Annotated in this window: 12 protein-coding genes; 1 reads left to right on the top strand and 11 read right to left on the bottom strand. The window is 45.6% G+C overall.

Going from position 1 to position 12301, the window contains the following annotated elements; translation table 11 throughout:
• The 9 genes from ACESPQ_RS07825 to ACESPQ_RS07785 all read right to left on the bottom strand — a co-directional run bounded on the left by ACESPQ_RS07825 (position 1) and on the right by ACESPQ_RS07785 (position 8805).
• Positions 1–1410, bottom strand: coding sequence for a hypothetical protein (locus ACESPQ_RS07825; RefSeq protein ID WP_373144217.1), 1410 nt, complete (start codon positions 1408–1410; stop codon positions 1–3).
• 13 nt (positions 1411–1423) lie between these two features.
• Positions 1424–2239: a hypothetical protein gene (locus tag ACESPQ_RS07820; protein ID WP_008728542.1), complete on the bottom strand. Its 816-nt coding sequence runs from the start codon at positions 2237–2239 to the stop codon at positions 1424–1426.
• Positions 2217–2966 (bottom strand): ATP-binding cassette domain-containing protein, encoded by a 750-nt coding sequence (locus tag ACESPQ_RS07815; protein WP_002609607.1) that lies wholly within the window; start codon positions 2964–2966, stop codon positions 2217–2219. Before ACESPQ_RS07815 ends, ACESPQ_RS07820 begins: the two co-directional genes overlap by 23 nt.
• 57 nt (positions 2967–3023) lie before the next feature.
• Positions 3024–3398 carry a GntR family transcriptional regulator gene (locus tag ACESPQ_RS07810; RefSeq protein ID WP_002609605.1) on the bottom strand — a complete coding sequence of 125 codons (375 nt, stop codon included), beginning with the start codon at positions 3396–3398 and terminating at the stop codon, positions 3024–3026.
• 133 nt (positions 3399–3531) lie between these two features.
• A complete protein-coding gene (gene rpiA, locus ACESPQ_RS07805; RefSeq protein WP_373144216.1) occupies positions 3532–4239 on the bottom strand; it encodes a ribose-5-phosphate isomerase RpiA in 708 nt (235 codons plus the stop codon).
• Entirely contained in the window at positions 4190–5593 is a 1404-nt protein-coding gene (gene zwf, locus ACESPQ_RS07800; RefSeq protein ID WP_373144214.1) for a glucose-6-phosphate dehydrogenase, read from the bottom strand. Before zwf ends, rpiA begins: the two co-directional genes overlap by 50 nt.
• A complete protein-coding gene (gene gndA, locus ACESPQ_RS07795; RefSeq protein WP_373144212.1) occupies positions 5590–7002 on the bottom strand; it encodes an NADP-dependent phosphogluconate dehydrogenase in 1413 nt (470 codons plus the stop codon). Before gndA ends, zwf begins: the two co-directional genes overlap by 4 nt.
• 12 nt (positions 7003–7014) lie before the next feature.
• Positions 7015–7947, bottom strand: coding sequence for a lactonase family protein (locus ACESPQ_RS07790; RefSeq protein ID WP_002609598.1), 933 nt, complete (start codon positions 7945–7947; stop codon positions 7015–7017).
• Between the two features lie 237 nt (positions 7948–8184).
• Positions 8185–8805 carry an ECF transporter S component gene (locus ACESPQ_RS07785; RefSeq protein WP_118002131.1) on the bottom strand — a complete coding sequence of 207 codons (621 nt, stop codon included), beginning with the start codon at positions 8803–8805 and terminating at the stop codon, positions 8185–8187.
• A 248-nt stretch (positions 8806–9053) separates the two neighbouring features.
• On the opposite strand from ACESPQ_RS07785, the gene ACESPQ_RS07780 reads away from it, so the two are divergent.
• Complete coding sequence (locus ACESPQ_RS07780) at positions 9054–9521, top strand: GNAT family N-acetyltransferase (protein ID WP_002609593.1); 468 nt, start codon at positions 9054–9056, stop codon at positions 9519–9521.
• 713 nt (positions 9522–10234) lie between these two features.
• Here the strand turns inward: ACESPQ_RS07780 and ACESPQ_RS07775 are convergent.
• Positions 10235–10984 carry a hypothetical protein gene (locus ACESPQ_RS07775; protein ID WP_118002128.1) on the bottom strand — a complete coding sequence of 250 codons (750 nt, stop codon included), beginning with the start codon at positions 10982–10984 and terminating at the stop codon, positions 10235–10237.
• Complete coding sequence (locus ACESPQ_RS07770) at positions 10975–11943, bottom strand: P1 family peptidase (RefSeq protein ID WP_002609589.1); 969 nt, start codon at positions 11941–11943, stop codon at positions 10975–10977. The genes ACESPQ_RS07775 and ACESPQ_RS07770 overlap by 10 nt, the downstream gene beginning before the upstream one ends.
• Positions 11944–12301 lie beyond the last annotated feature (358 nt).

Below are 12301 nucleotides of genomic sequence, written 5' to 3'. Positions count from 1 at the left end.
TCACCATCCAATGGAGAGATCACTCAGCCTACGCCTCTGTGTATTCAGAAAAGAGAAAACGATATTTTCATATGAATTACTCGATGCCGCATCCGACAGCGCCAGATATGTATCATCATTATAATCACCATACAGAAAGCTGTTATACAGAACCTTTTTGTTCGTCTGTGCACTCACATATAGACCGTTGTCATCATTCATCTGAATACTATACAAAATCTGCTTCCTGCGATCATAATGCATACTGATATACAAGCCATAGGACCCGTACATGGACGTATTCGTTTGTGTTTCCATCACCATGCGATCCAGCTTCTGAAAGGCATTGTCCTTTACATCATACATTACAACCGTATACTTCATGTTATCGTAGATCGATTGAAGCTGAAATAACAGTGTACCCTGATCCTCACTTACCATGACCTTGCCGATTTGATCAAGGTCCATTTCCAATCGGATTTCATCCAGCAGCTTTCCTTCTGTGGAATACAGACGACCGTACAGCTTACTGTCCTCTTCCTCGACGACTGCCAGATGATTATCCATTGCACACATAGAGATCAGGGTGCCCTTTTTTATATCCTTATGAACGATTTGCGTAACCTTCCCCTGTGAATCAACCTTGTAAATTCCGGTTGGATCGTTATCAAATTTCAAATTGCCGAGATTCACATCAAAATCAAGCGCGCTCACACTTACAAAGAAATCATCTTCGATTTTAACATCATAGATCGTCTGCAGGGCGCTTCCCTTCAGATTCCCATATATATCATCTGCATTTCCTCCACCATATGTAGAATAGATGTAGATATCATCCTCTGACTGTCCTTCCTGCAGGGTATAATTGACTTCAATCTCCTTTTTCCCACTTTTCGAACGCAAAACCGCACTTTTCTTAGTCTTGGGAAAATTTACTGTATTACCATATCCGTAATCGCTGTTATCGATGATGATATCATAGGTAAGATGATCAACCTTTCCGGAATATGTGCAGAACGGAATCCCGTTGTCATAGGTGGAGCATTCCTTTGTCATAGCCCCGGGATTCATCGTTTCCGCATCATAGCGTGCCTGAATAGATATATACAGCATTTGCTTTTCTGCATTTTTTTTCATATGTGCCATATAGCCAGCAGGGTCATAGGTGGTTGTAAATGTATCCCCAACCGCATCCACGCGCCATATGTTTTCCAGTGCATGTATGTTCCTGCTTGACGGATAATCGTCCATGATATAAAAGGAGTATTTCAAATCCCTGATAGCATTTGGATCGCCAACGCTTTTATGTTCCTGAGCTGCCACCGTGCTTAGTCCGATAGCAAAATCATTACGCTTGCTGTAGACCAGAAGAGAAAAGACAATGATAATACTCAGCATACAGAGTGGCAGATACCCCATATATTTTTTCACATCCATCACCTGCCTACCATGCACTTTTTCGTGTTTTCCGATACAGACCTGCCATCATGACTGCCCCCAGTATACACAGATACAGGCGGTACCAACCCTTATAAACGAACACTTCATAAAACTTCAATAGCTGCAGTGTGAATCCGGTCGGCTCCTCACCAATCGCCAGTGACATGTTCATACCGAGAAAATAAAACACAATTGGAAACAGCACATACAGCACAATCATGAACAGAGCAATTTTATTTTTACGGAAGCCGAACCTTCCGATACATACGACAAACAGGGACATCAGAACACTGTACAGCAGCTGCGTCAGATACCCGCTGATGCTCAAAGGAAGAAACATACCGGTATAATGCTGCGTACGCGTCATGGATAGGAAAAATCCGTTATGTAACAGCTGCTGCGGCGATTTCATTTCATATAGCTGATAGCCTGCATAATAGACAATGCTCTGCAATACGTACAGTGCATACAGACTCAGCAGGGTGAACAACACATTTGAAATAATCAAATCCAGTCGTGAAACCGGAAGAATCAGCTCTCTGTCCTGTACATTGTATTTCCAGTGCAGCCGCTTCAAATCAAATACAGAATACAGCAGCCACAGGAACACAAGGAGTGGAAAGGTAAGTGCACATGTCGGATTTAAAAGAAATTCATTATAATAGCCTCTCTGAAAATAGCTTATATCCTTCAGCATGATCGTAATCAGCGGCAGTGCAATCAAGGTTACAGCAAACAAGGCGTAGATTTTGCCTGTGCGGTGAAGCTGATAGTACATCAGCTTGGAAATATGCTCTCTATGCGTCCGGAAGCTCAACATGTGACTCACTTCCTTCCTCAAACAACAGATTCACGCGGTTTGGATCATATTTTTCGATATCGTTTAAGCATTCCTTCAAGGAGATTCCCTGCTCATGAAGTTCCTCCATGACCACATCCTGTACAATTCTGCCCCGACGCAATACCACCGCACGGTCGATGACCTGATCGATATCATCGATATCATGGGAGGATATCAGCACGGTTTCCTCGTCATTCAACAGACTCAGCAGCATCTTGACGGAATCCTGCTTTGAGAAAACATCCAGATTGGAAAACGGCTCATCCAGCAACAGCAGATGTGCCCCCTGTGAGAATCCGGCGGCGATTTCCACCTTCAGCTTCTGACCGGCAGACATTTTCTTCAGCTTCTTGCGGCTGTCAATTTCAAAATGCTGGAGAATGCGGTCATAGCGGTTGCCGTTGAAACGCGGATAGAAATCCTTTAGAAAGGCGCCATAGGCCTTCGGACTCATATCCGGTAAAAAGCTTAATGTATCCGTGATATAGGCGATATCCTCAAAGATATCCTTGATTGCCTGTTCCTTCCACTGTATCGTTCCCTCCTGATAGGGCAGAAGCTGCAAAATCGTTTTTATCAGCGTTGTTTTACCGCTTCCGTTGCTTCCCACCAAACCGATGATCTGTCCCTTTTCACAATCCAGACAGATATCGAATACCCCCTGACCGTTTCCGTAATCCTTTGTAAGATGTTCCATATGCAGCATACTTCGTTCCCTCGCTTTCTGTATTACTTAAGTAGTACACTTTTTATAAACGAAAAATCAGATGTCCCAGCGTGTGCTCAGAATAGCTACCACCTTTTGAAACGGCAGCCCGCATTCGCGGCAGTTGGCGATAAAATCATCCACGGTTTCCTGTATCATTTCCTGCTGCAGGCGTTCCATGATTTGCTCATCAACGTATACAACGCTTTTCACATTGCTGATTGTCCGCAGGATTCCTTCCTCCTCCATCAGCTTATACGACTTCTGCACCGTGTTCGGATTGATGGACAGTAAGGACGCCAGCTCTCTTCGTGACGGCAGCGGCGTATAAGCAATAATACTTTTATTCAGAATTTTACGCTTGACATGCTGGATGATTTGAAGATAAACGCTGGTTTTACTATTGAGCTTCAGATCGCTGAATACGTTCATCGTATCACCTCTTCAAGTGTATTATATAAATAGTACACCGCTTTTGTCAACACCCCCATTGCGTTTCATAACAAAAAGGACTGTTTCGTCCCGCGTTTCACGAGATAAAACAGTCCTTCACCTGTTAAGCAGCTTACCAGATGGTAACACCTGTTGTTTCTGCTGTTATACACATAGCCTCCATATGAAAATAGCCGGTTTCCACAACGCCTGCGATATGCACAAGCTCATCATGAGCCTCCTGAATCGAGCGGGATGCCGGTATGCGCACATCCAGTATAAGGTTTCCGTTATCTGTGATAAAAGCGCTGTCCTGCTGCATTCGCAGTATTGCATCATATCCCCGATTCGTCAGTGTCCGCCGCACAAAGGGATGGGAAAACGGTACAAGCTCAATCGGAAGCGTATAATCCTCAATTGTTTCCACACGCTTACCTGCATCCATGATCCAGATTACCTGCTCTGCCGCCTCGGCGAGTATCTTTTCACGGACAAGCGCACCGCCGCCGCCCTTGATTGCCTGCTTCCGTGAATTGATCTGATCGACACCGTCAATCACCAGATCGATGTGATCGATGACATCCGGTTCCACCACGCAAAGACCTGCCTGCTGAGCCAGCAGCTTGGAGCCAAGAGAGGAGGAAACGACCTGAAGATGCTGTTTGTCTGTATGTCTGCCCAGCTCCTCAATCAGCCAGCGAACCGTACTTCCTGTCCCCAGACCAAGCACCATATGATCTTGCACATAGGCTGCAGCCCTTTGTGCACTGCGCCGTTTTAACTCCTCCAGCTCAGACATCGGCATGTGACCAGGTGTGGTGATGGCGCTGCAGCAGCTCATCCGCTTCCTTCGGACCGGCACTGCCCGCCATATAGGTGGCAAGCGGCAGGCGCTCCCTGCGATAGCGCTGACGCAGCTGTTCCACATAATTCCAGCTGCTTTCAATCTGATCCCATTGTGAGAACCAGGAAGCATCCCCCTGTACAGCCGCTGCCAGCAGACGCTCATAGGCCTCCGGTGTGTTGATGCGGTTCGCATCAGAGCAGCTCTGACAGAAATCCATACTGGTTACTTCGATTTCATCACTGTCTCCCGGCTTTTTGATATTGAACTGAAAATACACACCCTCTGTAGGCTGAATGCGAATCAAAAGAACATTGGCTGCCACATCCGGATTGGTCTTTTTAAAGGTGATGACAACCTCCATCTCACGCTCCTTCAGTTTCTTACCCGTACGGATGTAAAACGGTACATCCCTCCAGCGCTCATTATCCACAAACAGGCGCAGTGCCGCATAGGTTTCCGTCATGGAATCATCCGCCACACGATCCTCCTTTTGGTAATGAAAATACTGTCCGAGCACAACACTGTCCTTCATATCCAGCTGTTCCACCGGACGAAGGGCATGCAGAACATCAAGCTGCTTCTGATGCATATCCTCACCGAAGAAGGAGGAAGGCTGTTCCATGGCTGTTATGCTCAAAATCTGAAACAGATGATTCTGCACCATATCCTTTAATGCACCGCTTTGATCATAATAGCCGCCGCGGTTTTCCACCCCGACCGTCTCCATGGCGCTGATCTGCACATGCTCGATATACTTAGCATTCCATACATCCTGAAAAATTGGATTCATAAAACGGATTGCCTGCATATTGCGCACCATTTCTTTTCCCAGGTAATGATCGATATGGAACATCCGGTCTTTTGTGAAGAAGCGTTCCAAATCCTCATTCAGAACTCTGGCAGATTCCAGATCTTCTCCAAACGGCTTTTCAATGATGACCTTTCCCGTACAGGCCTTTTCCACCTGTTCCAAACCTTTTGCTATCACCGCAAAGAAGCGCGGGGCAACGGCGAAGTAAAAGACATGATTGTGCAAATGCTGTTCTTTGTAAAACGCATTCAGCCTTTCGTAATTTTCCAGCCCTGTAAAATCCATCTGCACATAATGGATCCTTCTGGCAAAGCGCTCAAATTCATCAATGCGGTAGGGAAGACGGGCATACTGCTTGATCCATCCTGCAGCCTCTTCGCAATAACCGACATGATCATAGTCTTTGCGTCCGATGATCACAATGGAGAAGTCCTCTTCCAGCTTACTTTGCGCCTGCAGATTATACAGTGCAGGCAGCAGCTTGCGAAAGGTCAGATCGCCGGTTCCCCCGAATATGGTAAAGGTCAGCTGCTTCATGCCCACCGCCTCCATTCATGGTGAAAGCTGCCTTCCTCATCCACACGCTCAAAGGTATGCGCACCGAAATAATCACGCTGTGCCTGAATCAGATTGGCTCCGACATGCGTTGCACAAAACAGGTCCAGATAGCTGATGGCGTTGGCCATCGCCGGAACCGGGATACCGCTCAGGATTGCCTGCGCACCGATCTGCCGCAAATTCTTTTCATAGGATACCACACGTTCCTGAAAGAAGCTATCCAGCAAGAGATGCGAAAGATCCGCCTGTTGTTCATATGCTCTGGTGATATCATTTAAAAATTTTGCCTGTATAATGCAGCCGGCACGGAAGATTGACGCGATTTTTCCCAACGGAAGCTCCCAGCCATAGGAAGCACTTGCCTGCTTCAGCAGATCAAAGCCCTGTGCATAGGCAATGATTTTTGCCGCATATAAGCCCTGACGAACCTCCTCTTTAAAGGCATCCGGATTGGAAATCTCTGCAATTTCAACATGCGGATACTGTTCCTCAGCTGCTTTTCTGTTTTCATTATTCGACATTACACGGGTATTTCCGGCAGCTGCAATCATGGAAACATCCACACCCTGCTTCAGGGCTTCGATGCTTGTCCAGCGCCCGGTACCCTTCTGCTGTGCAGCATCCCGGATACAGTCTACCAGCTCCTTGCCACCTTTATCGTCCTGTTCGCGGAAAATATCGGATGTGATGTGAATCAGAAAGCTGTTCAGCTCTCCCTTTTGATATTCACTGAATATTTCTGCCAGCTGCGCATTATCGAAATGTCCGACATGCTTCAATAGCAGATACGCCTCTGCAATCAGCTGCATATCCGCATACTCAATACCGTTATGCACCATTTTCACATAATGTCCGGCACCGTTTTCTCCAATGTAGGTGCAGCAGGGTGTGCCTTCCTCTGCCCGTGCTGCGACAGCCTCCAGAATCGGACGGATTTCCTCATAGGCTGCTTTGTTTCCTCCGGGCATGATGCTCGGTCCAAAGCGCGCACCATCCTCACCTCCGGAGATACCCACACCGAAATAATGCAGTCCCTTTCCTTTCAGATACGCCTCTCTTCGAATGGTATCCTCGAAGAAGGAATTACCGCCATCCAGTATGATGTCACCCTGCTCCAGCAATGGAATCAACTGCTCTATGATGGCATCCACCGCTTTACCCGCCTTTACCATCAGCATGACCTTACGCGGCTTTTCCAGCGATGCAACCAGCTCCTCCAGCGTGGAATACCCAGTGAAATTCTCATGCGGCCAAGCTTCCAGCATATGCTCTGTCACCGCATAGCTGCGGTTATAGCCGCCTACCTTATATCCGTGATCTGCCATGTTCAATGCAAGGCTTCTGCCCATGACAGCCAGACCTACCATACCAATATTGTTCGTTCTCATACGTGTTTCCTCCTATTCGTAAAATACGATGCTGACACCCTCCGGTATCGTATCCGTATGTGCCTTTTCCTCCAGCATTCCGCTTATGTGATCAATTTTAAAGGCAACCAGATTGCCACTGCTGCGGTTCGCCGCAAACAGATAATCCCCCTGTGGGGACAGATTGATGTCACGCGGATGATCGCCGCCACTGGAAATGCGCTGCAAAATGCGCCATTGGGCAATATCAATGACATATAGCTGATTGATTCCGCGCACGGAGACATACAGCGTTTCACCACTGCTGCTGATGCGGATTGCGGCACCTCCGCCCTGTTCCCCTTCTTTCAGCAGAGAAAGCTTTCTGGTGATAACACCACCCTGTTCCATATTCATTTCAAATACTTCACAGCTGTCCTCGCTGATCATATACAGGAATCTTCCATGATCGTCCAATACACCATGTCGGATGCCGGTTCCCTTCGGAAAGGAAATAGCACGTATCAGCTCCATGCTCGTGCGCTCATATACATATACACGATCCAGAAGACGGCAGGGAACCAGTATGGTTGCACCGGTCAGTATTGCCTGATGAGCACCTGCCTCATGCTGAATATGCACAATGCTTTCCTCATGCAGCCCTTCCTCGCTGAAACGATAGCGTATCAGGGTACCGTCATGATAATTTACCGTGTAAACACAATCCTCATCCTGAACCACATAACAGGCGGTACTGTTTTCCAGTCCTGCAAGCAGCTCTCTGCCATTCGCAAGAACACAGAGTCTGGCATCCGCAAGCTGTGTGGGAAACGCCAGTCTGTTTTTATAATATGACAGATACTTTGCATCCTTGACAGGATAAAACAAATCCGTCTTTACAAATGCATCCTTCTGTACATCATACAGGAAGGAATAAATTCCTTTTGCGGGCGCATAGGTTCCCACAAAGCCTTTTATTTCATTCATAGTGAATACCTCCAGTATTTACTTTATTTTTTAAAGTCACATTGTATACCTATCATACAAAAGTATTTCCATAATTGCAAACATCATGCACAAAAGATAAGAAGCGAATATGAAAACCGGTATCCTTTTCAGCAAGCATAAAACTGTTACAGAGGATCGTATATCGATGAATTTATACGTAAACGCAAAAAAATCAAATCCCCTGTTTACATTAGAGAATTTGATTTATAATCGTATTTAATTAAATTTTCTGGTGATCGGCCTGATTGCCTTACATACCAGCAGGGTCGCAACCGCTCCTAAAATCGCCTCGGCAATTCCATTGGTTGCCACAACGCCAAGCAGAACTGCGATCAAGGTATCGTAAGCAACCTTGATGGCATCCGCATAAGCACTCCCAAAAAACAGGTAAATACCACCAAGCACCAGAACGGTATTGGTAATTGCCCCGGTTAATGCTCCGACGATGATTCCAACATTTTCGTTAATCCCCTTCCTGTACAGCTTTTCATAAATAAGACCGGCAAGATATCCCAGCAGAATCCTTGGCACAAAGGCGATAAGCAAACTCATCCAGTTTCCGCCGATTCCGCCAATCGTTACAAAGGGGGAAAAGCAGAATGATGTCAGTGTCGGACGGAATGTCGCATTAAGCACACTGGTCAGTCCGAATACAAAGCCCAGCTGTGCACCTGCCTTTTTACCGAGTGCTATCCCGGCAATGATGACGGGTATATGCATGGTCGTCGCGCTGATCGGTCCGATTGGCAGATAACCCAGGGGTGTGACTACCAGTATGATCTGGATAGCCAAAAACATGGCCATGATGGACATGTACTGCGTTTTTTTCGATTTCATATGTGTCCTCCTACTCTCGCTCTCTTACAGATGCGATGTCTATCGAAAGATGTCCTTCCGTATTGCCCCATTCTTTACAGGTCCAAACAGATCCTGTCAGAATATCTTCTATACACGGATGACGCATTTATTATAATACAATTCCCATTCTCTGCCAATAACTTTGTGTATCTTTTCACATGATACCGATTACATGGCTTCTGTATTTTCCGTGTGCTATAATAAGTCCACAAAAAGGAGGCAGGATTATGGAAAGGAAAGCTTTTACGGTGCTCTCCCTGCGTGAACAGCCGCAGCTTCTTAAGGTGGCAGCACAATGGTTTCACAGCAAATGGCAGATTCCCTGTCAGGCTTATGAGGATAGCATGCAGGAGTGTATTACAAGTACTGCCTTCATTCCGCAATGGTATGTAATTCTGGATTCATCAGGAACAATCATCGCCGGTGCAGGACTGATAGCCAATGATTTTCATGAGCGTAAAGAATTAACGCCAAATGTATGTGCCTTGTATGTAGAGAATGCGTGGCGGGGCAACGGATATGCAAGGACGCTGCTAGATCACATTCGCAGGGAGGCAGGCAGCGAAGGGCTTTCACGGCTTTATCTCATCACTGACCACACCGTATTTTATGAAGTCTGCGGATGGGAATATCTATCCTTGATCAGGGAGGACAGCGGCGATTCTATCCGGATGTATACCGCCAAAACTCTATAAGCACGCAAATAGGCAGTATTTGCAGGATTGTGGTATGACAGCATTCTTTTTCTTCAGCTTCAACAGCAGCTTAACAATCAATGATGGTAAGCATTTAAAATAGGAAATCCACAGCCTTACTTCACAGGCGTAAGAAGCTGGATTTCCTTTTTCATAAACACTTAAATGCAAGCCCTTCTGCTTCTCTGCATTATTTACCCCTGTACTTCCTTAATTGCTCAGATACCAGAATTCCACAGGATACCGCTCCCAGCATAAAAAGAGCTCTGCGGCATGCAAGGACAGCTACATCCGGAGTATGCCGCTTTGCAGATAACGTACTTGCATTTGCCGTTACACACGAAAAGCATACACACATTAGAGAAATCCGAATTGCATATTTCACGTTGATACACCTCTTGTTCATCTGTAAAAACCCTGCTCATGCATAGCTGTTTCTATTCCTATACGTTTAGAAATACAGATTTTTCAGACATATTTGTATGAAAAAGATACTTTTTAATGCAATTTCGGTAAAAAAAAGAAGCTTTTCAACTTCATACAGTTAATTTATAAATGTATACAATGCTGTATATATTAGATATATATAGTATACTTCCCCTCGATATGAATGACAATAATTTTCTATAAAAGTTTAGATTTATATCACAAAACGGTTATCCATAAAAAAGACAGTATCCATTATAAATAGCGTATACTGCCTTCATCCCATATTATTCGCTTCGCTTCTTTTCCAGTAAGTGCAGTCTGGCATAGCCATCCAATACCTGTATCAAGCCAAGATCACAATACCCTTGTCGTTCAAACCAATCTTTCGTCCCGTTGGGAAACGTACTTTCCTCATCACATATCACCAGTATTCTCCGGTAGGTTTTAAACAGCTCTTTCTCCATACACTGCAAGGGCCAGGCCTTATAGTCTGCCTCTTCACTGGAATGATATACACATGTTAAAAAAGCCGTGTGCGCATCCTTGGGAATCGGATATGGAACCTGTAAGGATGGCATCCATTCAACACCACCTACGATTTGTCCCTCCAGCTGATGGATAAAACCAAATGTGGTGAGTCCGCAGGAGCTGAGAAAATCCGATTTTTTCTTCATCTGTGCGCAATCCGCACACAGTATGCATCCCTTTGCGGTCAATGCCAGGGTTTCACTGGTAAGTGGAAGCAATTCACCTCTTTTTTCCTCGTAGGACTGCTCAATAACATACGGTTTCTCCCTTGTAATGGCTCCATCCCGCACTCCCTTTAATACCGCAGCTGTAACAGGACCATACCAGTGCAGCTGCTGATTGAAAATAGTTAGAAAAGGATAATACAGCTGTTTTTCAAATGCAAGCTTTTCCTGACCTGTGATATCAATGCAGGTTACATCATCCATGGCAGCTTCTTGAAACAGCTCCAGCATTTCTGCAATGATAGGACACTGATATCCCCAGTGATAGAAGGTTATTTGCATATTACATCACTATGGGCCGGTAGCCCATAAGCTGATTCTGCGTGTAAAACCGCGCGTTTGATCGCCTTTGCCATCATTTCTGTCGCAAGCATACCGACAGCATCAGCCATAACCTCAACCTCACCACTGCTGAGTACAAATATAGAATCTCCATCACTCATGGTATGTACCGGATGAATCGCTCTCGCATAGCCATTATGTGCAATTCCTGCAATCTTGGTACACTGCGCCTTATCAAGCTTTGCATTTGTCACAATACAGCCGATTGTCGTATTGCCTTCCGGCAGCTTTCGCAGAGCATCCATTTGTTGAAACAGAACATCCTGTGCCTTTAAAACTGATCCGCTATGGGAATCATAAACACCCGCCAGCAGCTCATTTGTTTCATAATCCACTACATTTCCACAGGCATTTACAGCTACGATAGCAGCAACCTGCAGGTCACCAACCTGTATACCGCAGGTTCCGATACCACTTTTCATAGCATGCTCAAAGCCCAGCAGCTTTCCAACGCTCGCTCCTGTCCCCGCCCCGTGATTTCCTTCTAATACCGTATCATTTTCTGCGTCCACGCATGCCGCATAGCCCATTTCCTTATCCGGCCGGACATGTGCATCGCCAACGGACAAATCGAACAAGCTCGCACCACAGACAATAGGAACCTTGGCTACCTGCATGTCAAAGCCTGCACCGTGTTCTTCCAGATACTGCATGGCACCACTGGCAGCATCAAGACCGTAGGCACTGCCTCCGCTCAGCATTACAGCATGAATTTTCTGTACCATATTGATCGGATGCAGAAGATCGGTTTCTCTGGTAGCCGGCCCACCGCCTCTGACATCGACTCCCGCAACTGCGCCATCTCTGCATAGGATAACGGTACAACCTGTCCCCGCCTTCTGATTCTCTGCCTGCCCAACCTGAAAGCCTTTGATATCTGTAATTTTTATTTCCTTCATGTTTGCTCACCTCTGCCCTTATTGTAGCATAAAGCGGTTCCTACGAAAAAGATTTTATGGGAAAGAGCTTATGAAATATACCATTCACACAGGTAAACCATGTGCGAGCGCCACAGCGTGTAATAACGGAAATAAAAATAGCAACATGATTCTGCATGAAAATACTTTAAAATCTTTTGATTGCAGTTATTTACGGGATAAAACAGCCGTCTCCTAAAAGTATGCTGATAATTTATACGGAAAGGTCCTATAGAAGATTGTATAGTAGTTTGCATGCTCATGTATCTTATAATTTAGAATCAATGAAATATCAATAATTTGTGGATTTTTTAGGAATTTGACAGATTCCATACGTATA

The organism is Clostridium sp. HGF2 (assembly GCF_964240115.1).
GTDB classification, from domain to species: Bacteria; Bacillota_I; Bacilli_A; order Erysipelotrichales; family Erysipelotrichaceae; genus Clostridium_AQ; species Clostridium_AQ innocuum.
The sequence above is the reverse complement of the archived record's forward strand: the minus strand, read 5'-3'. Positions and strand labels throughout refer to the sequence as shown.

What these genes read in the sequence shown, in the direction of transcription:
- ACESPQ_RS07820 (WP_008728542.1), bottom strand. Translation starts at nt 2,239, where the DNA reads ATGTTGAGCTTCCGGACGCATAGAGAGCATATTTCCAAGCTGATGTAC.
- ACESPQ_RS07815 (WP_002609607.1), bottom strand. Translation starts at nt 2,966, where the DNA reads ATGCTGCATATGGAACATCTTACAAAGGATTACGGAAACGGTCAGGGG.
- ACESPQ_RS07810 (WP_002609605.1), bottom strand. Translation starts at nt 3,398, where the DNA reads ATGAACGTATTCAGCGATCTGAAGCTCAATAGTAAAACCAGCGTTTAT.
- rpiA (WP_373144216.1), bottom strand. Translation starts at nt 4,239, where the DNA reads ATGAGCTGCTGCAGCGCCATCACCACACCTGGTCACATGCCGATGTCT.
- zwf (WP_373144214.1), bottom strand. Translation starts at nt 5,593, where the DNA reads ATGAAGCAGCTGACCTTTACCATATTCGGGGGAACCGGCGATCTGACC.
- gndA (WP_373144212.1), bottom strand. Translation starts at nt 7,002, where the DNA reads ATGAGAACGAACAATATTGGTATGGTAGGTCTGGCTGTCATGGGCAGA.
- ACESPQ_RS07790 (WP_002609598.1), bottom strand. Translation starts at nt 7,947, where the DNA reads ATGAATGAAATAAAAGGCTTTGTGGGAACCTATGCGCCCGCAAAAGGA.
- ACESPQ_RS07785 (WP_118002131.1), bottom strand. Translation starts at nt 8,805, where the DNA reads ATGAAATCGAAAAAAACGCAGTACATGTCCATCATGGCCATGTTTTTG.
- ACESPQ_RS07780 (WP_002609593.1), top strand. Translation starts at nt 9,054, where the DNA reads ATGGAAAGGAAAGCTTTTACGGTGCTCTCCCTGCGTGAACAGCCGCAG.
- ACESPQ_RS07775 (WP_118002128.1), bottom strand. Translation starts at nt 10,984, where the DNA reads ATGCAAATAACCTTCTATCACTGGGGATATCAGTGTCCTATCATTGCA.
- ACESPQ_RS07770 (WP_002609589.1), bottom strand. Translation starts at nt 11,943, where the DNA reads ATGAAGGAAATAAAAATTACAGATATCAAAGGCTTTCAGGTTGGGCAG.